The organism is Agarivorans sp. D1326 (assembly GCF_056958115.1).
Genome location: NZ_JBTWEN010000001.1, coordinates 751,307 through 771,325, shown reverse-complemented (window position 1 = coordinate 771,325; position 20,019 = coordinate 751,307). Strand labels below are relative to the sequence as shown.

At 45.0% G+C, this 20,019-nt stretch carries 16 protein-coding genes and 7 tRNA genes; 20 read left to right on the top strand and 3 right to left on the bottom strand.

The genetic code is table 11. The features are described from left to right. Positions 1 to 26 precede the first annotated feature (26 nt). The 13 genes from alaS (at position 27) to ACYFDN_RS03460 (ending at position 8,770) form a co-directional block, all read left to right on the top strand. Entirely contained in the window at positions 27 to 2,651 is a 2,625-nt protein-coding gene (gene alaS, locus ACYFDN_RS03520) for an alanine--tRNA ligase (RefSeq protein WP_483510001.1), read from the top strand. Positions 2,652 to 2,689: 38 nt separating this feature from the next. Continuing rightward, on the top strand, positions 2,690 to 3,904 hold the full coding sequence (locus ACYFDN_RS03515) for an aspartate kinase (protein WP_483510000.1): 1,215 nt from the start codon (positions 2,690 to 2,692) through the stop codon (positions 3,902 to 3,904). 107 nt (positions 3,905 to 4,011) lie between these two features. Then, entirely contained in the window at positions 4,012 to 4,191 is a 180-nt protein-coding gene (gene csrA, locus ACYFDN_RS03510; RefSeq protein WP_016402827.1) for a carbon storage regulator CsrA, read from the top strand. A 243-nt stretch (positions 4,192 to 4,434) separates the two neighbouring features. Beyond that, a tRNA-Ser gene (locus ACYFDN_RS03505) sits at positions 4,435 to 4,527 on the top strand. Between the two features lie 11 nt (positions 4,528 to 4,538). Beyond that, a tRNA-Arg gene (locus tag ACYFDN_RS03500) sits at positions 4,539 to 4,615 on the top strand. Between the two features lie 46 nt (positions 4,616 to 4,661). Continuing rightward, positions 4,662 to 4,738, top strand: a tRNA-Arg gene (locus tag ACYFDN_RS03495). Positions 4,739 to 4,792: 54 nt separating this feature from the next. Beyond that, positions 4,793 to 4,869, top strand: a tRNA-Arg gene (locus ACYFDN_RS03490). A gap of 45 nt (positions 4,870 to 4,914) precedes the next feature. Further along, a tRNA-Ser gene (locus tag ACYFDN_RS03485) sits at positions 4,915 to 5,007 on the top strand. Positions 5,008 to 5,018: 11 nt separating this feature from the next. Next, a tRNA-Arg gene (locus ACYFDN_RS03480) sits at positions 5,019 to 5,095 on the top strand. Positions 5,096 to 5,154: 59 nt separating this feature from the next. Then, positions 5,155 to 5,231, top strand: a tRNA-Arg gene (locus ACYFDN_RS03475). A gap of 351 nt (positions 5,232 to 5,582) precedes the next feature. Further along, entirely contained in the window at positions 5,583 to 5,825 is a 243-nt protein-coding gene (locus ACYFDN_RS03470) for an OadG family protein (protein ID WP_483509999.1), read from the top strand. Between the two features lie 20 nt (positions 5,826 to 5,845). Continuing rightward, positions 5,846 to 7,627, top strand: a complete 1,782-nt coding sequence (oadA, locus tag ACYFDN_RS03465) for a sodium-extruding oxaloacetate decarboxylase subunit alpha (protein WP_483509998.1) — start codon at positions 5,846 to 5,848, stop codon at positions 7,625 to 7,627. Between the two features lie 12 nt (positions 7,628 to 7,639). After that, positions 7,640 to 8,770, top strand: a complete 1,131-nt coding sequence (locus ACYFDN_RS03460) for a sodium ion-translocating decarboxylase subunit beta (protein ID WP_016403962.1) — start codon at positions 7,640 to 7,642, stop codon at positions 8,768 to 8,770. Positions 8,771 to 8,822: 52 nt separating this feature from the next. Here ACYFDN_RS03460 and ACYFDN_RS03455 read toward each other — a convergent pair whose 3' ends face one another. Further along, positions 8,823 to 8,990 (bottom strand): hypothetical protein, encoded by a 168-nt coding sequence (locus ACYFDN_RS03455; protein WP_016403963.1) that lies wholly within the window; start codon positions 8,988 to 8,990, stop codon positions 8,823 to 8,825. 412 nt (positions 8,991 to 9,402) lie between these two features. Here ACYFDN_RS03455 and ACYFDN_RS03450 point away from each other — a divergent pair, with 412 nt between their 5' ends. From ACYFDN_RS03450 to luxS, 6 genes are all read left to right on the top strand, one after another. After that, positions 9,403 to 10,008 (top strand): beta-phosphoglucomutase family hydrolase, encoded by a 606-nt coding sequence (locus tag ACYFDN_RS03450; RefSeq protein WP_483509997.1) that lies wholly within the window; start codon positions 9,403 to 9,405, stop codon positions 10,006 to 10,008. 9 nt (positions 10,009 to 10,017) lie between these two features. Beyond that, on the top strand, positions 10,018 to 10,449 hold the full coding sequence (locus ACYFDN_RS03445; protein ID WP_483509996.1) for a YqaA family protein: 432 nt from the start codon (positions 10,018 to 10,020) through the stop codon (positions 10,447 to 10,449). Between the two features lie 24 nt (positions 10,450 to 10,473). After that, on the top strand, positions 10,474 to 13,320 hold the full coding sequence (locus ACYFDN_RS03440) for a M16 family metallopeptidase (protein WP_483509995.1): 2,847 nt from the start codon (positions 10,474 to 10,476) through the stop codon (positions 13,318 to 13,320). Positions 13,321 to 13,406: 86 nt separating this feature from the next. After that, positions 13,407 to 14,984 (top strand): glutamate--cysteine ligase, encoded by a 1,578-nt coding sequence (gshA, locus tag ACYFDN_RS03435; RefSeq protein WP_483509994.1) that lies wholly within the window; start codon positions 13,407 to 13,409, stop codon positions 14,982 to 14,984. Positions 14,985 to 15,018: 34 nt separating this feature from the next. Then, a complete protein-coding gene (locus tag ACYFDN_RS03430) occupies positions 15,019 to 15,615 on the top strand; it encodes a transglycosylase SLT domain-containing protein (protein ID WP_016403968.1) in 597 nt (198 codons plus the stop codon). A gap of 52 nt (positions 15,616 to 15,667) precedes the next feature. Further along, positions 15,668 to 16,177 carry an S-ribosylhomocysteine lyase gene (gene luxS / locus ACYFDN_RS03425; RefSeq protein WP_152781609.1) on the top strand — a complete coding sequence of 170 codons (510 nt, stop codon included), beginning with the start codon at positions 15,668 to 15,670 and terminating at the stop codon, positions 16,175 to 16,177. Positions 16,178 to 16,241: 64 nt separating this feature from the next. Here luxS and ACYFDN_RS03420 read toward each other — a convergent pair whose 3' ends face one another. Next, complete coding sequence (locus tag ACYFDN_RS03420) at positions 16,242 to 17,519, bottom strand: HlyC/CorC family transporter (protein ID WP_040307703.1); 1,278 nt, start codon at positions 17,517 to 17,519, stop codon at positions 16,242 to 16,244. A gap of 71 nt (positions 17,520 to 17,590) precedes the next feature. Continuing rightward, a complete protein-coding gene (locus ACYFDN_RS03415; RefSeq protein ID WP_152781607.1) occupies positions 17,591 to 18,382 on the bottom strand; it encodes a cytochrome C assembly family protein in 792 nt (263 codons plus the stop codon). A 142-nt stretch (positions 18,383 to 18,524) separates the two neighbouring features. On the opposite strand from ACYFDN_RS03415, the gene ffh reads away from it, so the two are divergent. Then, on the top strand, positions 18,525 to 19,919 hold the full coding sequence (gene ffh, locus ACYFDN_RS03410; protein ID WP_152781605.1) for a signal recognition particle protein: 1,395 nt from the start codon (positions 18,525 to 18,527) through the stop codon (positions 19,917 to 19,919). Positions 19,920 to 20,019: the final 100 nt, after the last annotated feature.

Sequence of the window (20,019 nt, the reverse complement as noted above, 5' to 3'; positions counted from 1 at the left end):
GCTACAAACCCCCAGGAAAGAGTTTCATGAAGATGACTTCAGCTGAAGTAAGAAATGCATTTTTAAGCTTCTTTAACAGCAAAAATCACCAAGTAGTTGCCAGTAGTTCATTAGTCCCTCACGACGATCCTACCTTACTATTTACCAATGCGGGTATGAATCAGTTCAAAGACGTATTTCTTGGCATTGATAAGCGAAATTACAGTCGAGCCACTAGCTCACAACGTTGTGTGCGAGCAGGCGGTAAGCACAATGATTTAGAAAACGTAGGCTATACGGCGCGTCACCATACTTTCTTTGAAATGCTAGGTAACTTCAGCTTTGGTGATTACTTCAAAGAAGAAGCCATTGGCTATGCATGGGAGTTCTTAACTGAAGTTGTTAAGTTACCTAAAGAGAAGCTTTTAGTCACCGTTTACCAAACCGATGATGAAGCCTTTGATTTGTGGGCTAACAAAATTGGTGTGCCTAAAGATCGCATCATTCGTATCGGCGATAAGTCTCCAGAGAAAAAGTTTGAGTCAGATAACTTTTGGCAAATGGGTGACACTGGGCCTTGTGGTCCTTGTACCGAAATCTTTTACGACCACGGTGAACATATCTGGGGCGGTCCTCCAGGAAGTCCTGAAGAAGATGGCGACCGTTTCATTGAGATTTGGAACGTAGTATTTATGCAGTTCAACCGTCAAGCCGACGGAACAATGGAGCCCTTACCAAACCCATCGGTTGATACCGGTATGGGCTTAGAGCGAATCGCCGCCATTTTGCAAGGCGTACACTCTAACTATGAAATTGATATTTTCCAAAACCTGATTGCAGCAGCTGCCAAAATTATTGGCACCAATGATTTGGAAAACAAATCATTGCGAGTAATTGCCGATCATATTCGTTCATGTGGCTTCTTAATCGCAGATGGTGTTATGCCAGCTAATGAAGGTCGCGGTTACGTACTTCGCCGTATTATTCGTCGAGCGGTTCGACATGGTAACAAGCTGGGTGCTACTGATGCATTCTTTTATAAATTGTTGCCTGCACTAATCGCTGAAATGGGTGAAGCCTACCCAGAGCTACAAACTCAACTACCGGTTATTGAGCGTGTTCTTAAGCTAGAAGAAGAACAGTTTGCCAAAACCCTTGACCGTGGTTTGCTAATTTTGGACGAAGCACTTAGCGAATTGGAAGGTTCGGTTATTCCAGGTGACCTGGTGTTTAAGCTTTATGACACTTATGGCTTTCCCGCAGATTTAACCGCTGATATCGCCCGTGAGCGAGAGTTAAGTGTAGATGAGGCCGAGTTTGAAGCGGCCATGCAAGCTCAACGTGAGCGAGCGAAGCAAGCCAGTAACTTTGGTACCGACTACAACGACAATCTAATTATTGACAGCGCGACTGAGTTCCTTGGTTACCAACACTTAGAAGCAGACGTTAAGATTGTTGAAATGTATAAAGATGGCGAGCCTCAATCGTCTCTTACCGGTGGTGACCAAGCTATTATCGTGTTAGATAAAACACCGTTTTACGCCGAGTCAGGTGGTCAAGCTGGCGATGCTGGCGAGTTGATGTACCAAGGCGGAAGCTTTGTTGTGCAAGATACCTTAAAAGTGGGCAAGGCTTTTGTACATAAAGGTTACCTGCAAGGTGGTGACTTAAATGTTCAGCAGCAGGTGCAAGCTAAAGTTGATTCTCGTCGTCGCTGGAATACTGCGCTAAACCACTCGGTAACACACCTATTGCACGCTGCATTACGTCAAACATTGGGTGAGCACGTTACTCAGAAAGGTTCTTTGGTAGAAGCGGCGCGCTTACGTTTCGATTTTTCACACTTTGAAGGTGTGTCTATGCGCTCGTTACGCCAAGTTGAACACCTAGTAAACCAACAAATTCGTCGCAACCTGCCTGTTGAGACCAAGGTAATGAACCTTGATGAAGCTAAGCAGGCTGGTGCGATGGCCTTATTTGGTGAGAAATATGACGACGACGTGCGTGTTGTAAGCATGGGTGATTTCTCAACTGAGCTATGTGGGGGAACTCACGTAAACCACACTGGTGACATTGGTTTCTTTAAAATCACCAGCGAAGCAGGTATTGCTGCTGGGGTTCGTCGTATTGAAGCAGTAACCGGTCAATTTGCTATCGACTTGATTCACCGCCTAGCCGAAGAGACAGAAAAAGCTGCTAACTTGGTTAAAGGCGACCAATTTAATATTGGCGAAAAAGTGATTCAGTTAGTTGATCGCAACAAAATGCTCGAGAAAGAAGTAACTCAGCTAAAAGCTAAGTTAGCTAGTGCCGCCAGTAATGATGCTGCAGATCAAATACAAACCATTAATGGTGTGAAAGTATTGATTGCTTTAATCGATGGCGCAGAAGGTAAAGCACTGCGTAGTAGCGTTGATGAGCTCAAAGTTAAGCTTGAAAGCGGCGTAATTTTACTAGGCACTGTAAACGACGGAAAAGTTAGCTTGGTTGCTGGTGTAACTAAAGATCTTACTGGTCGCGTTAAAGCGGGTGAGATGGTGAATATCGCTGCACAATGTGTTGGTGGTAAGGGTGGCGGCCGTCCAGATATGGCACAAGCCGGCGGTTCAAATCCAGATGGTTTACCTAAAGCCTTAGCTGAAGTGAAAGAGTGGCTTGTTGAGAAGCTTTAAATAGTTATACATTAAGTGTTAGAGAAAAAGGAAAGCAAGTGGCACTAATTGTTCAAAAATATGGCGGCACTTCGGTAGGTACTTTAGAGCGTATCCAAGCCGTAGCTGATCGCGTTATTCGCTGTAAAGAAGCGGACGATGACATCGTGGTTGTCCTTTCAGCAATGTCTGGTGAAACCAACCGTTTATTAGGCTTGGCCCAAGAGATTGATGAAAACGCCAGTGAGCGAGAAAAAGACGTATTGGTATCTACCGGCGAGCAAGTCACTATTGCCTTGCTGAGTATCGCACTGCAGAAGAAAGGTTGTGATGCGATTTCTATGACTGGCGACCAGATCCGCATGCATACCGATAATGCGCATGGTAAAGCGCGTATTACTGATATTGACGACCACAATATTCACGCACACTTGAAAGACAATAAAGTGGTGGTGATTGCTGGCTTCCAAGGTAGGAGCCCAGACAACTACATTACTACTTTGGGTCGTGGTGGTTCAGACACTACCGCAGTGGCTATTGCCGCCGCGCTTAAAGCCGATGAGTGTCAGATATACACCGATGTAGATGGTGTTTACACCACTGACCCACGGGTAGAGCCTAAAGCTCGCCGTTTAGAGAGCATTACTTTTGAAGAAATGCTGGAAATGGCCAGTTTAGGCGCAAAAGTTTTGCAGATCCGCGCTGTTGAGTTTGCCGGCAAATATAATGTGCCGTTGCGTGTTCTATCGAGTTTTACTGAAGGTAATGGCACCTTAATTAGTTATGAGGGAAATAAAATGGAGTCACCCGTAATATCAGGCATCGCATTTAATCGTGATGAAGCAAGTTTAACTATTTTGGGTGTACCAGATAAACCTTCCGTTGCTGCATCAATTTTGGCACCAATTGGTGATGCTAATATTGACGTTGATATGATCATTCAGAACTCGATGGGCGATAATACGGCAGATTTTACCTTTACGGTTCACCGTAATGATTACAAGCGAGCAAAAGAGTTACTAGAAGAAACCTCTAGCAAACTAGGCGCACGTGAAGTTCAAGGTAAAGATTCCTTGGCAAAAATTTCTATCGTTGGGGTGGGCATGATGAACCATCCTGGTGTTGCTAAAACCATGTTTGAAACCTTAGGAGACGAGGGCATTAATATGCAACTTATCTCGACTTCTGAAATCAAAGTGTCGGTTGTAGTAGACGAAAAGTATTTAGAGTTGGCTGTACGTGCTTTGCATAGTGCATATAACCTAGAGCAATAATAATGACTCTTTGGCTTAAACAAGCTAGTCTATACGCTTAATAGCAGAAAAATAACAGCTTAGATAAGTCGCTAAAGAACAAGAATATGAATTTAAGGAGATAATGAATGCTAATTTTGACGCGCCGTGTAGGCGAAACGTTAATGATTGGGGATGAAGTAACCGTAACTGTATTAGGTGTTAAAGGTAACCAAGTACGTATCGGCGTAAACGCACCAAAAGAAGTATCTGTGCACCGTGAAGAGATCTACATGCGCATTCAAGCAGAGAAAAGTGCCGGCGCCTAAGCAAGCCTTACATTGCCAAGATTTATCTTTAGGAAGCCTCTGGCTTCCTTTTGTTTTTTTAGGCTTTTGATGTTGATGAGCAGCGGCCACAAATTCACCTCTCAATAGCCAGAACGTTTGCTTTGTAGTCAGTTGCTAAACAAATACATAGCCAACTGTTCGAAAGCTGAACGAACAAGAGAAAAGTGGTAAAAAAGGTTTGACTATATTTTTGGAAGCAGTAATATCTGCATCCGAAATCGCGGTGAGGTGGCCGAGTGGCCGAAGGCGCTCCCCTGCTAAGGGAGTATAGGGTTTGTAGCCCTATCGAGGGTTCGAATCCCTCCCTCACCGCCATCGATTTCAACGCGCGTGTAGCTCAGCTGGATAGAGTACCTGGCTACGAACCAGGCGGTCGGAGGTTCGAATCCTTCCACGCGCGCCATATTTTAAAGAGTGACTCGTCATTCTTGTTTCAAAGTGTTTTCTGCGCGCGTGTAGCTCAGCTGGATAGAGTACCTGGCTACGAACCAGGCGGTCGGAGGTTCGAATCCTTCCACGCGCGCCATTATTTAAAAAGCTCATAGTTAATGTGAGCTTTTTTTATTGAAGTGTTACCTACGCGCGTGTAGCTCAGCTGGATAGAGTACCTGGCTACGAACCAGGCGGTCGGAGGTTCGAATCCTTCCACGCGCGCCATTCTTCTTTAGTTTGCCCTTGGGCGAGCTTGCTGAAGGAAATCGAGGTGAGGTGGCCGAGTGGCCGAAGGCGCTCCCCTGCTAAGGGAGTATAGGGTTTGTAGCCCTATCGAGGGTTCGAATCCCTCCCTCACCGCCATCGATTTCAACGCGCGTGTAGCTCAGCTGGATAGAGTACCTGGCGACGAACCAGGCGGTCGGCGGTGCGAATCCTTCCACGCGCGCCATTTTCTGTTTTTATTTGATGCATTGCCCATTCTCTTCTAGGCTTTGTTTCATAACCCACGCGCGTGTAGCTCAGCTGGATAGAGTACCTGGCTACGAACCAGGCGGTCGGAGGTTCGAATCCTTCCACGCGCGCCATTTTCTCTCTTTCTATTTATCCTCTTTCACGCCCTAGATCACTATTCACCTCTTATTCATCTTAAAATTGCATCTCTTGTGATCGACATTACTACTTTTGAGGTAGCTAAGCTGCTAGATTAGTTAATGAATTATGCTGTCGTACAGCTGTAAATCAGTTGTTAACTAAATGTTATCGTTTGGCGGTTTAAGCTGTGTAATGAGCGATGTGGCGTATAATTGCGAATTTTGTCATTGGCAAAATAAAGTTAACAATACCAAGGTTTTGAATAATTATTCAAAAATCAAGTTTGATTTTTGTTGTTTAGCATGTAATTCTTACGCCAATCTCAAAGGATGTGGATTAATAATATGATGGATTTGACTGAGCTGTTAGTGGAAGCAGCAACGTTAATGGGGGGCGGGATGATCGCCGTATTCGCTTTTTTATCGCTACTTATTGTTGCGGTAAATGGCTTAGCTAAGCTAGCGCCACCGCTAGCTGAAGTAGCGGAACCAACGCAAACCTCGTCTCCAACTCCCCAACCTGCCAATAACGCCACTGTAGTAGCCGCTATATCAGCAGCTGTTCAACAGTACCGGAAGGCCCAATAACTAAAAGAGGATTTAACGCAATGTCTAAACCACTTGCATTAACCGATGTTGTATTGCGCGACGCGCATCAATCATTATTAGCAACCCGTCTTCGTATTGAAGATATGTTGCCTATTGCTGAGCAACTCGACCAAATTGGTTATTGGTCTTTAGAAACATGGGGCGGCGCAACCTTTGACGCTTGTATTCGTTACCTTGGTGAAGATCCATGGGAGCGTTTGCGTGAGCTGAAAAAAGCCATGCCAAATACTAAACAGCAAATGCTGTTGCGTGGCCAAAATCTGCTAGGCTACCGTCACTACGCCGATGACGTAGTTGAACGCTTTGTTGAGCGAGCGGTTAAAAACGGTATGGACGTATTCCGTATCTTCGATGCGATGAACGATCCACGAAACTTCCAAACGGCGGTAAAAGCTGCTCTTGATTGCGGCGCACACGCTCAAGGTACGATTTCTTACACTACTAGCCCAATTCACACCACGGATAACTGGGTAGACTTAGCTAAGCGTTTAGAAGACATTGGTTGTCACTCAATTGCAATTAAGGATATGTCGGGCTTATTAAAGCCCTATGAAGCTGAAACCTTGATTAAGCGCCTTAAAGCTGAAACAGATGTGGAAATTGCGCTGCACTGTCATGCAACTACCGGTTTAAGCTTACCGACCCACATAAAGGCCATTGAAGCAGGCGTAGACATTATTGATACCGCCATCTCTTCAATGAGCTGTACTTATGGTCACAGCCCAACAGAGACCATTGTAGCAATGCTAGAAGGCACTGAACGCGATACTGGCTTAGACCTAACTAAACTGGAATCTATTGCCGCTTACTTCCGTGAAGTACGTAAAAAGTACGCTAAGTTCGAAGGCAGCCTTAAAGGTGTTGATTCACGCATTCTTATCGCGCAAGTACCTGGTGGCATGTTAACCAACATGGAAGGTCAGCTTAAAGAGCAAGGTGCTGCAGATAAACTTGATGAAGTATTACTTGAGATCCCTAAAGTACGTAAAGACTTAGGTTACATTCCATTGGTAACACCTACTTCGCAAATTGTAGGTAGCCAAGCAGTGCTTAATGTTTTAACCGGTGAGCGTTACAAAACGATTACCAAAGAGACCGCAGGTATCTTAAGTGGTCAATACGGTAAAGCGCCTGGTGAGCTGAATGCAGAGTTACAAGCGCGTGTTCTTGATGGCGCCGAAGCTATTACCTGTCGCCCTGCTGATTTACTGCAAGCAGAGATGGAGCGTCTTGAAACCGAAGTTGAGCAACTAGCCAAAGAAAAAGGCTTTACTCTAGCTGAAGACAAAATTGACGATGCCTTAACCTACGCATTGTTCCCACAAATTGGCCTTAAGTTCCTAGAGAATCGTGGCAACCCAGATGCCTTTGAGCCAGTACCAAGCGCTGATGACGTCAAAGTAGCAGCTCCTGCTAAACCTGGCGCGGTAGAAACTTACTCGGTGCGAGTAGACGGTCAGCTGTACACCGTAGATGTTGGCCCAGAGGGGTCTATTGATGGCGTAACACCAGTAGCCAGCTCAGCGCCAGCTGCGGCCACTCCAGCAGCACCAGCTGCCAGTGGCAAAGGCGAAGCGCTACCAGCTCCTTTAGCGGGTAACATTTTTAAAGTTCTCGCTAAGCCTGGTGCCAATGTGCAAGAGGGCGATGTATTGCTGATTATGGAAGCAATGAAAATGGAAACCGAAATCCGTTCCGCTAAAACCGGGGTTGTTGACGAGGTATTAGTTAGAGAAGGTGATGCGGTTGCAGTGGGTGAAGTCCTACTTAGCATCGCATAAGGGAGCGAGAACGTGGAAGGAATTACTAAGCTATGGCTGGAAACCGGCCTAGCTAACTTCGAACCTGCACAATTAGTGATGATGGCAGTAGGTTTACTACTGCTGTATTTGGCAATTGTGCGTAAATTTGAGCCTTTATTATTATTACCCATTGGTTTTGGTGCGGTGCTGGCCAATATTCCAAATGCTGGGTTTAACGATGAAGGTGGTTTGCTTTACTACGTTTACCATGTAGGAATTGAAACCGGTGTTTTCCCACTACTTATCTTTATGGGAGTAGGTGCATTAACTGACTTTGGTGCGCTTATCGCAAACCCAAGGATGTTATTGCTAGGCGCTGCGGCTCAGTTTGGTATTTTTGCAACGCTATTTGGCGCAATTTTATTAAACATGATCCCAGGTTTTGATTTCACGCTGGCTGACGCTTCTGCGATTGCCATTATTGGTGGTGCAGATGGTCCGACGGCTATCTTCCTTGCCTCTAAACTTGCACCCGATTTATTAGGTGCGATTGCGGTAGCTGCTTATTCATACATGGCGCTGGTTCCAATTATTCAGCCGCCGATTATGAAGGCCTTAACCTCTAAAGAAGAACGCGAAATTCAAATGGAGCAATTGCGTCCGGTAAGCGTGCGAGAAAAGATTGTTTTCCCTATCGCAGTACTTGGCTTAACCATTTTGTTCTTGCCAGCAGCAACGCCTTTAGTAGGTATGTTCTGTTTAGGTAACCTAATGCGTGAAAGTGGCGTAGTTGACCGTTTAAGTAAAACTGCGCAAAACGAGCTAATCAATGTAGTAACTATTTTCTTAGGTTTAGCGGTAGGTTCTAAGTTATCTGCAGATAAGTTCTTAACCGTAGAAACTTTAGGTATTCTTGGTTTAGGAGCTGTGGCATTTGGTATTGGTACTGCTTCAGGCGTATTAATGGCTAAGCTAATGAGCCGTTTAAGTGGCGGTAAAATTAACCCACTGATCGGTGCTGCTGGTGTATCTGCGGTGCCAATGGCTGCACGTGTAGTAAACAAGGTTGGTTTGGAGTCAAACCCTCATAACTTCTTGTTGATGCATGCAATGGGGCCAAACGTTGCTGGGGTACTAGGTAGTGCTGTAGCCGCGGGTGTATTGCTGTCTTTAGTTGGTTAATACTCAAGCGCTAAATAAAAAGCTTGCCTCGGCAAGCTTTTTTTATGTCTAGCTAATGGGTTAGCCAAATCATTAATGAGAAAAAACCGATCAATGCGCTGCTAATTCCAATAATCCAATAGTAGCCTTTTAAACCTTGTTTAAAGCTTAAACCGTAGTGGAATAGAAACAGTGTCCATAAAATGGTTAATAACAAGGGCAACAAGAAAAATCGCACCATAATTGTACCTACTGGGTCACTTAAGTAATTGAAGAACTTTTAGTTTACCTTCATTACTTACAAATTGAAGTAATACCAATCACACTAAGTAAGTGATCAGAAATAACGCAGGAAAAATACTCGAGAATAAGGCAGGATTTTTCTATAAGTAGTTATTCTACAATCAAAAATCCTAACGTAGTTATCGAGCATTTTAACCAGATAGAATGAATAGCTACTTAGTACGATTGGTATAAGCAAATCATTAACTTCGCTACGTTTCACACAGATTACTCGTTTTTACTCAACTTACTTTCATTGCTGGTTTCCCGTGTTACCACGCTTAATAAAATATTCTAGTTAAATCGCCGCTAATTGGTATGATGCAGGCTACATCGGCTGCTGTTCAGTCCGACCGCATACAGAGTAGATTATGAACTTCCAAGATTACCAAAACTATGCCGCTTTCATTTTTGACATGGATGGAACCTTAATTGACTCCATGCAACATCATCAAAACGCGTGGCAGTCTGCTCTCGATCAGTTTTCTATTCCTTTCACCTCAGAGCAAATGCTGGCGATGAGCGGTATGCCAACCTTACAAACAGTTGAAAACTTGCTTGCGGATGCCCATATAAAGGGGATAGATGTTAACCAAGTGGTTGAAGCTAAAGAGCAGTGTTATCACCAACTAGTGAATCGTGAAATACTGCCAACACCTTTAATTAAAGTGTATGAGCATTTTTTAGGTGAAAAACTGATGGCGGTAGGGACAGGTGCGAGCCAGCAGCAAGCCGAGATGATACTCAGTAAATTAGGTATAGCTGACAAGTTGCAGGCGATTGTTGGTGCCGATCTCGTTGCTGCCCATAAACCAGCTCCTGATACCTTCTTAAAGTGTGCAGAATTGATGCAAGTAGAACCGCAAGCATGCTTGGTATTTGAAGACGCTGATGCCGGCATTGAGGCTGCTAAAGCCGCCGGGATGGCGGTGGTTGATGTAAGAAACTTATGGCCAGCGAATTATTTTGTTGATTAGGCGGTTCTATTGTTAGTTGTTTTATTTTTTAGCGCCTTTGTATCGGCTACCTTGTTACCCGGTAGCTCAGAAGTTGTGTTGTTGGGTTTAGCCAGCCAAGTTCCTGAACAGTGGCTCAGCTTGCTAGTGGTAGCTACCTTAGGCAATACCCTAGGTGGCTTGGTCACCTTTGCGATGGGCTGGGGCGCTTTTTACTTTGGTAATAGGCATTTTAGTTGGTTACCTAACTTGAACGAACAAGCCAAGGCTAAGCCTTGGTTGGTCAAATACGGAGCCTGGAGTTTACTCATGAGCTGGGCTCCGGTAATTGGCGATGCGCTTTGTTTTGTTGCGGGCGCGGCTAGGCTTCCGGTTTGGCAAAGCACTATTGCCATGCTTATTGGCAAAGCTATTCGTTACGCTTTGCTGTTGGCATTAGGCAACGCAGTTGTGAATATTTAATAAATGATTAGAGAGGTCAATATAGTGCTTAGATGGTTAAGTGTGCTTAGCATTCTGTGGTTAGCTGCTTGTACTCAGATAGACCCTAACTCTTCAGTTGAGCTACCCAAAGGGGTGGAGTTAGTCGAAACCTCACAGGCCAATAATAGCGACATCCAGATAGCTTACAAAAAGTATCGCTTAGCTAATGGCTTAACGGTATTGCTCTATCAAGATGATAATGCGCCTTTAGCGCATGTAGATATTACTTATCATGTTGGCTCTAATCGCGAAGAACCGGGTAAATCGGGCTTTGCCCACTTCTTTGAACATATGATGTTCCAGGGCTCTAAGCATGTCGGAGACCAAGAGCACTTTCGCATTATTAATGAAGCGGGCGGAACCATGAATGGTTCTACTACAAAAGATCGCACCAATTACTACCAAACTGTTCCAGCTAATCAGCTGGAGAAAGTACTGTGGTTAGAGGCCGATCGAATGGGCTTTTTACTCGAAGCGGTAAGCCAGAAAAAATTCGAAATCCAGCGCGATACCGTAAAAAATGAACGTGCACAGCGAGTCGACAATGCTCCTTACGGTTTATTGTCAGAGCGGGTAGACGAAGCGCTTTACCCCCGAGAACATCCATACTCGTGGCAACCTATCGGCTACATAGAAGATTTAAATCGGGTAGATGTAAATGACTTAAAGGCATTTTTCCTTCGTTGGTATGGGCCAAATAATGCGGTGTTAAGCATTGGTGGTGATATTGATGAGCTACAAACCTTAGAGTGGATAAACAAATATTTTGGTGGTATCCCCAGTGGCCCCGAAATTCCCAAAATTACTCCAAGCCCAGCCAAGCTTAGTGAAACTCGCTATATTTCTTTAGAAGATCGTATCCATATCCCTTTGCTCTATATCAGCTATCCCACGGTGTATGCCGGTGCTGAAGACGAAGTCGCCTTAGATATGTTTTCTGAGATTTTAGGTGGTGGCAAAAGCTCACTGCTGCATCAATCATTGGTTGAATCAGGTAAAGCCTTGTCTGCGGGCAGCTCGCATTATTGCCGCGAAATGGCCTGTACATTGTCGATTTATGTGCGTGCTAATCCGCAAGCTGGCTTAACTTTGGCCCAGCTGGAGCAAGATGTTGACCAAGCCATTAACGATTTTGCAGAGCGCGGAGTAAGCGCAGAAGATTTACAACGCGTTCGCTCATCGCTTAAAGCTTCAACTATTTACAGCTTAGAAAGTGTCTCTGATGTGGTCACTCAGCTTGCCTTTGGCGAAACCTTCTTTGAACAGCCTTTATATATCAGTGAAGTACTGCAACAGTTTCAAAATGTAAACGATCAACAGGTTCAAGAGGCTTATCAGCATTACATCATAGGTAAACCTCGGGTGGTGATGAGTGTGGTACCAAGAGGGCAACCTCAATTAATTGCTGGCAAAGACAACTTTACACCCGCTCCGCGCACTTTGCCTGAGCAGCAGCACATTGATGACAGTGAGCTAGCACTGCGCGAAGTGAAAGATAACTTTGACCGCAGTATAGAGCCGCCTTCTGGCCCTGCTGTGGCTGTTAAATTACCGGAATTATGGCATGCAGAGTTAACCAATGGCTTGCAGGTATTAGGTACCTCAGAGCAGCCGACGCCTACGGTTACCCTGCAGTTTCGATTACCCGGCGGCAGTATTTCAGAGCCCAAAGGCAAAGAAGGTTTGGCTAAGCTCACTGCGCAAATGTTAATGCAAAGCACCCAGCAAACCACCGCCGCTGAGATATCAGATCAACTTACAGAGCTGGGCGCGTCAGTTAGCTTTAGTGGCGGGTTATACAGCCAAAATATTAGTCTGTCTTCATTAACCGAGAACTTGCCTCAGGTTCTGGATATTTTGCAGCAGCGCCTATTAACCCCCGCATTTAATAGTGCCGAGTTCGAGCGTGAAAAAGCACGCCACCTACAAAGTATCGAGCAGAAATTTAATCAGCCAAATTGGCTAGCCAGTATCGCCAGTCAAAGCTTGTTCTTTGGTGAAGGCAGCCGTCTAGCAACCTCTAGCTGGGGAAGCCGCGACAGCGTAGCTGCGCTCACCTTAGAAGATGTGAAGCAGTTTTGGCAACAGCATTACCAACCAAACGGCAGCCAGCTTGTTGCTGTGAGCAACCTCAAGCAAGCACAGATTGAAAAGGCATTGCAGCCTTTACAACAAAAATGGCAAGGCGAGGCGAGTAAGGCTGCTCATTTAACGGCGAAACCTTCTGCAGACAACAACACCATTTACCTGCTCGATAAGCCGGGTGCGGTGCAGTCGGTGATTCGGATTGGCCGTTTAGCGATGCCTTACGATGCTACCGGTGAGTACTTTAAAGCTAACTTGATGAACTTTAATTTTGGCGGCAACTTTAATAGTCGAATTAACATGAACTTACGTGAAGACAAAGGTTATACCTATGGCGTAAGTAGTGGATTTGGCGGTTTTAAAGATAGCGGTAGCTTTGTTATCTCAACCGATGTGCGACAAGATGCCACCGCATCGGCCATTCAAGAGTTGTTGGCGGAGCTAGAAGCTTACTCAAAAACTGGCCCAAGCGATGAAGAACTCTCATACATGCGCAGCGCAGTTTCTCAGCAAGAGGCCCTGGCCTACGCAACACCATCGCAGAAAGCTTCATTTTTGATGCAAATGTTGGCATTTGATTTGGGGCCAGAATTTGTCGCCACTCAGAATCAAATTACCGCCAATATTAGCCAAGCTGAATTACAGCAATTGGCGGCGAAGTACTTCTCACCAGAAGAAATGATAGTAGTGGTTGTGGGTGATAAACAGCAGCTACTACCAGAGCTAAAGAAAATAGGTATGCCAGTTCAAGAACTTGCATTGTAACGTAGCAACGCACAGTGGTGGCAAAACATGAGCGATCTCGCTATGCTTTGCCACATTAAGCGTTTTAACAAGATAGTGAGTTCAACTTGACTCAACAGTTTACTACTCGGCTGACGCAATTGAGCGCAGCAATGGCAGATACCGGAGTGCTTGGCATTAAACGCGGTATTGAACGTGAAGCTTTACGCATTTGCGAACAGGGAAAGTTAGCACCTAATGGCCATCCTAAAGCATTAGGTTCAGCACTTACTCACCCTCTAATTACCACCGATTACGCAGAAACCTTGTTAGAGTTTATCACTCCGGTTTCAGACAGCGTTGAACAGGTGCTGTCTCGACTCACCGATATTCACCATGAAACACTAAAGCAGCTTGATGGACAACGCTTGTGGCCTTTGAGCATGCCTTGTTACATTGGTGACGAGCAAGACATTGTGTTAGCGGATTACGGCCAATCAAATATTGGTAAGATGAAACATGCTTATCGCCAGGGGCTACGTCATCGTTATGGCAGCGCCATGCAGGTGATCTCTGGTGTGCACTATAACTTCTCATTGCCGCAAAGCTTTTGGCAGCAACTACAAAAAGTTGATGGCGACCAACAGCCGCTTTCTGAGTACATCTCGCAACGTTACATGGCTTTAATTCGTAACTTTTATCGCTATGGTTGGATGGTGGCTTATCTTTATGGAGCCTCACCGGCGCTATGTGGTTCATTCATGAACGCTGGCGAGAGCCAACTCGCTTTTGAGAAAATGGCTAAAGGTACACTTTATTTACCTTACGCCACTTCATTGCGCTTGAGTGACTTGGGTTACACCAGTTCGGCCCAACATGAGCTAGATATTAACTACAACAGCGTTAGTGAGTACGTACAAAGCGTTCGCAAAGCGGTGAGTTCTCATTCTGAAGAGTTTGCCAAGATTGGGGTTAAAGTTGATGGTGAATATCGTCAGCTAAACGCCAACATATTGCAGATAGAAAATGAGTTGTATGCGCCTATTCGGGCCAAGCGTGTTGCTAAGTCTGGTCAAACTCCTTCTCAAGCTCTAGCTCAAGATGGTATTGAATACATCGAAATTAGAGCGCTAGATGTTAACCCTTTTGATGCTGTAGGTGTAACCGAGGCGCAGGTGCGAGTGATAGATAGTTTGTTGCTAGCTTGCGTTTTGATGGACTCACCTGAAATGTGCAAAGAGGAGTTACAAGCGTGTCGTGACAACTTTAATGCGGTGGCTATTGAAGGGCGTAACCCTGAATTGTCACTCACCATTGCCGGTGAAGAACAAAGCTTGCCAGTACACATCGAAAGTTTGCTAGCTAAGATGCAACAGGCCGCGCAACTGCTTGATACTCAGCGTGCTGAGCCGGACTTTAGTGTATCGCTAGAGCAGGCGATAGCCGATGTTGCTAATGACAATACATACTCTTCACGTTTTCTACGTTTGTTAAAATCACAATCGGTAGACAACAGCAGCTTGGGCTTGCAATGGGCTGCACAATATCGCGAAGAGATGCTTGGTCATAAGCCTAATAACTGGCAAGATCAAGACTTTAGCGCGATGGCTGAACAAAGCTTTGCTGAGCAACAAGCAATAGAAGCTAGTGATGACCTCGATTTTGATCACTTTTTAACGAAGTATTTTGAGAATGCCAATAAGTAGGGATGTATCGCTTGTTCAGTGGGCTAAGGTAGCCATGGTAGTTTTGGGTTTAGGTGTATTGGCAGGATGCAGCAGTGCGCCGCCCAAAGATCCTGAGAACCTATGTAGCATTTTTGAAGAAAAGCGCGATTGGTATAAATCAGCTAAGAAGATGAACAAGAAGTGGGGCACCCCTGTGCATGTTCCTATGGCGATGATGTATCAAGAATCCAGCTTCAAGCACAATGCTCGCCCCCCAATGCAATATTGGTTTGGGTTTATTCCTGTAGGCCGTGCTAGTAGCGCTTATGGCTATAGCCAAGCTAAAACCATGACCTGGGATGACTACGTGCGTGAAACTGGCAACTCTTGGTCGTCACGAACTAACTTCGACGATGCTATCGACTTTATGGGCTGGTTTACCAACAAAACCCATAAAATAAACGGGGTATCGAAGTGGGATGCGCGCAATCAGTACTTAAACTATCACGAAGGCTGGGGCGGTTATAAACGTGGTACTTATCACCAGAAACAATGGTTGGTGAAGGTAGCGGGTACAGTAGACCAGCGATCGAAACGCTATGCTGCCCAGTATAATAAGTGTAAAGACGATCTAGATAGTAGCTGGCTATGGCGATTATTCTTTGCTTAAATACACCCAAATAATGAGTCTCAGCTACGCTGAGATATGAAGAGAGAAAATCATGCCTTTATTAGATAGTTTTACCGTGGACCACACCCGCATGCATGCGCCAGCGGTTCGCGTTGCCAAAACCATGTCTACGCCTAGCAAAGACACTATTACTGTATTTGATTTACGTTACTGTGTGCCTAACGAAGAGATTTTGTCTGAGAAAGGTATTCATACCTTAGAGCACCTTTATGCCGGCTTTATGCGTGAGCACTTAAATTCTGCCGACGTAGAAATCATCGATATTTCGCCAATGGGTTGCCGCACTGGCTTTTACATGAGCTTAATTGGTAGCCCTAGCGAGCAACAAGTTGCCGACGCTTGGTTAGCTTCTATGCATGATGTACTTGCTGTAGCTAATCAAAATGACATTCCCGAGCTCAATGAATACCAATGTGGCACTTATGCTATGCACTCTTTAGACGAAGCGAAGAGCATTGCTACTAGTATCATTGAACGCGGTATTAGCGTAAACAAAAATGATGAACTGGGATTATCTGACGAGATTCTTGGTAAGCTTTAAGCCGTATTTCGCCACTAAAAAAGCCAGCACTTAGCTGGCTTTTTTGTATCTCTGATAGATGAATTTATTTTTTAGGCTTGCTGTAAAACGCTGGAATGACTCGGGCCAAGCTTACAGTGTTGTTTTCTATCTCGACTATTTCGATGGGGTAACCCGCTAAACGTAAACATAAGTTAGCTTCGGGAATGTCTTCTAAGTGTTCCACAATCAGACCATTTAGCGTTTTAGGGCCATCGATGGGTAAACTCCAGCTCATTTCTTTATTCAAGTCTCGAATATTCACAGCACCGTCGATCAAATAGCTGCCATCAATTTGTGGATGGATTTCATCACTAGGGTCGGGGGCAATGCTAGTGGTAAAGTCACCAACAATTTCCTCTAGAATGTCCTCTAACGTTACCAAGCCTTGGATGTCGCCATATTCATCCACAATAAGTCCAATTCGCTCTTTACGGCGCTGAAACTTCAATAGCTGCACATTTAAAGGTGTGCCCTCGGGGATGAAGTAAATCTCTTTGGCGGCACGTAGCATCGAGGTTTTATCAAACTGCTCTCGAGATAATAGTCGCAGCGAATCACGTGAGTGGACAAAGCCTACCGAATCATCAATGGTGTCGCGAAATAACAAAATTTTGGTGTGAGTACTTTGAGTGAGCTGGCGAAGAATACTGTCCCAATCATCGTTGATATCGATGGCGGCAATTTCGTTGCGCGGGATCATAATGTCGTCAACCGTCACTTTCTCTAGGTCCAAAATGCTTAGTAGCATGTCTTGGTGACGCTTAGGGATAAGTGTGCCAGCTTGGTCAACTACGGTACGCAGTTCTTCAGGATTTAGTGCTTCATCATCTTTGTTTGTGGGGTTTACCCCTAATAAACGCAACAGGCCATTAGTGACGCCATTGGTAGCCCAAATAAATGGGAACAATAATTTCATTAATGGGCGTAGCAATATTGAAGCGGGGAAGGCAATCTTTTCCGGATAAAGCGCAGCCATGGTTTTGGGCGTTACTTCAGCAAAAATCAAAATGACAAAAGTAAGTGCAAGCGTAGCGATAGCTACCCCTACATCGCCGAACAGTCGCAAACCAATAATGGTGGCGATGGCCGAAGCAAAAATATTAACGAGATTATTGCCAATTAGAATCAATCCAATTAATCGGTCGGGGCGATCTAGCAGTTTGTCTACTCGGCTAGCTGCTTTATGTTTAGTATTAACTAAATGCCGCAGGCGGTAGCGGTTAAGCGACATCATGCCAGTTTCGGAGCTAGAAAAGAAAGCAGAGCAAATTATGAGGAACACGAGAAGTAGCAGTAAGCTACTCGTAGATATGTCGTCCAAACAGGAGAGTCCTTGATTAATATAACAGGGCTAATTTATATGCAGCCCCAAAGGGCTGTCAAGGTCTCATTTTAGTTGAGGATGATTTCCTTAACAAAGCGTGAGCCAAAATAGGCCAAACTAAGCAAGATTGAACCAATTACCGTCATGATCACGACCATTTTCCCGCGCCAGCCTCGATAGTGGTGTCCCCAAAGAAGGCTTGAGTAGATAAACCAAGCAATTAAGCTGAATATTGCTTTATGGCCACGGCCATTGGCAAAAAAGTCGGTTAAAAATACAAAGCCGCTTAATAACGACACGCTAAGCAGTATGAGCCCAACCCGAATCAAGGTGAATAACTGTTTCTCAATGCTCATTAAAGAAGGCATTGCTGGGTGAATTGCCCCAGGCTTGTGGCGTTTTAAAGTCCAGTCTAAGTAAGCCATCTGCAAGGCATACAAGCTTGCAATCATGAGAACTGTAAAGGCGGCTAAGGCAACGCTGATGTGGATCAGTACTTGCGGTTTTAACTCCAGATGAATGATGTAGTCACTAGGGATCATTACCGCTAATAACATGCTCACAATGGAAAATAGGTACACCACCGGTAAAATAAACCATAGTTTGAATGGTTTAACTAAAGCGGTAACGGTGAGAGCAATCAGCAAGCTGACCAAACCCGCTACATTAAAGATGCTTAAATCTTGGCCTTGCGCCAAAAATAAATGCTCTACTTCCCAAATGCCATGCAGTAGCATTGCGCAGCCAGCGCTGAGCCATAGCCATTTGTTGGCTCCGCTTTGTTTATTCAGTAAACCACTTATACATACGTAAGCGGCTAACAGATAAAAAACGGTGGTAGGAAGTACCAATACATTCATGATTTGAAGCTAACTATATGATTGTTTGGGTTCAGTATACTCGCCCTAAACAGTCAGGGCTAGAATTAGCTTTTAGAATATCGGCGCTTCGGTATAATGTGGCGGCTAAACAGTGCTCGCTATATGATCAACAGGAAAAAGCATGTTTGAAAACTTATCTGATCGACTCTCGAAAACTTTAAAAAATATCAGCGGCCGCGGCCGACTAACCGATGACAACATTAAAGATACCTTGCGCGAAGTGCGTATGGCCTTGTTGGAAGCGGATGTTGCCTTACCCGTAGTTCGCGAGTTTGTTAAAAAAGTAAAAGAACGTGCCCTAGGCCAAGAAGTAAATAAGAGCCTTAGCCCTGGTCAAGTATTCGTTAAGATTGTTCAGCAAGAGCTGGAATCAGCCATGGGCGAATCTAACGAAAGTCTTAATTTGGCAGCCCAGCCTCCGGCAGTCGTAATGATGGCTGGTTTGCAAGGTGCGGGTAAAACCACCTCTGTTGCTAAGTTAGCTAAGTACCTAAAAGAGCGCGAAAAGAAAAAAGTAATGGTAGTGAGTGCCGATATCTATCGTCCCGCTGCGATTAAACAGCTAGAGACTCTAGCAACAGAAGTTGACGCTATTTTCTTCCCAAGTAACGAAAAGCAAAATCCGGTTGATATCGTTAACGGTGCTATCGCCGAAGCCAGAACTCAATTTGCGGACGTACTACTTGTAGATACAGCGGGTCGTTTACATGTTGATGAAGACATGATGGACGAAATTAAAGCGCTTCATCAGGCGGTTGAGCCAGTAGAAACCTTGTTTGTTGTAGATGCGATGACTGGTCAAGATGCGGCAAATACCGCTCAGGCCTTTAACGAAGCTCTGCCACTTACCGGCGTGATTTTAACTAAAACCGATGGTGACGCGCGTGGCGGTGCAGCTTTATCGATTCGCCACATTACTGGTAAGCCAATTAAGTTTATGGGTGTGGGTGAGAAAACCGATGCTCTAGAACCTTTCCACCCAGACCGCATAGCTTCACGTATTTTAGGTATGGGCGATGTGCTTTCTCTTATCGAAGAGGTAGAGCGCAAAGTTGATAAAGACCAAGCGCAGAAGCTGGCTAAGAAAGTTCAAAAAGGTAAAGGCTTCGATTTAGAAGACTTCCGTGAGCAATTAGTACAGATGAAAAGCATGGGCGGCATGATGGGCATGATGGACAAGTTGCCTGGCATGGGGCAAGTTCCCGACAGTGTTAAAGACCAAATGAATGATAAGCTTACTAACCAAATGGAAGCGATTATCAACTCTATGACGCCGGGCGAGCGCCAACGCCCCGATATTATTAAAGGCTCACGTAAGCGTCGTATTGCTGCTGGTTCTGGTACCCAGATCCAAGATGTGAACAAGTTGCTGAAGCAGTTCACTCAAATGCAGAAAATGATGAAGAAAATGTCGGGTAAAGGCGGCATGCGCAAAATGATGAGCCAAATGAAAGGCATGATGCCTCCAGGTGGTATGGGCGGATTTGGCGGCGGTCGCGGACCAGGACGTTTCTAAACACTTATTTAATCTAAAAAAGCCCAGCGATTTGCTGGGCTTTTTGCTATTAAAACGGTGCTAAAATGGCTTATTTGGTTTGCCGCTAGCCTAGCGGCAT

What these genes read in the sequence shown, in the direction of transcription:
- ACYFDN_RS03450 (WP_483509997.1), top strand. Translation starts at nt 9,403, where the DNA reads ATGAACTTCCAAGATTACCAAAACTATGCCGCTTTCATTTTTGACATG.
- ACYFDN_RS03455 (WP_016403963.1), bottom strand. Translation starts at nt 8,990, where the DNA reads ATGGTGCGATTTTTCTTGTTGCCCTTGTTATTAACCATTTTATGGACA.
- alaS (WP_483510001.1), top strand. Translation starts at nt 27, where the DNA reads ATGAAGATGACTTCAGCTGAAGTAAGAAATGCATTTTTAAGCTTCTTT.
- oadA (WP_483509998.1), top strand. Translation starts at nt 5,846, where the DNA reads ATGTCTAAACCACTTGCATTAACCGATGTTGTATTGCGCGACGCGCAT.
- ACYFDN_RS03470 (WP_483509999.1), top strand. Translation starts at nt 5,583, where the DNA reads ATGATGGATTTGACTGAGCTGTTAGTGGAAGCAGCAACGTTAATGGGG.
- ffh (WP_152781605.1), top strand. Translation starts at nt 18,525, where the DNA reads ATGTTTGAAAACTTATCTGATCGACTCTCGAAAACTTTAAAAAATATC.
- ACYFDN_RS03415 (WP_152781607.1), bottom strand. Translation starts at nt 18,382, where the DNA reads ATGAATGTATTGGTACTTCCTACCACCGTTTTTTATCTGTTAGCCGCT.
- csrA (WP_016402827.1), top strand. Translation starts at nt 4,012, where the DNA reads ATGCTAATTTTGACGCGCCGTGTAGGCGAAACGTTAATGATTGGGGAT.
- luxS (WP_152781609.1), top strand. Translation starts at nt 15,668, where the DNA reads ATGCCTTTATTAGATAGTTTTACCGTGGACCACACCCGCATGCATGCG.
- ACYFDN_RS03430 (WP_016403968.1), top strand. Translation starts at nt 15,019, where the DNA reads ATGGTAGTTTTGGGTTTAGGTGTATTGGCAGGATGCAGCAGTGCGCCG.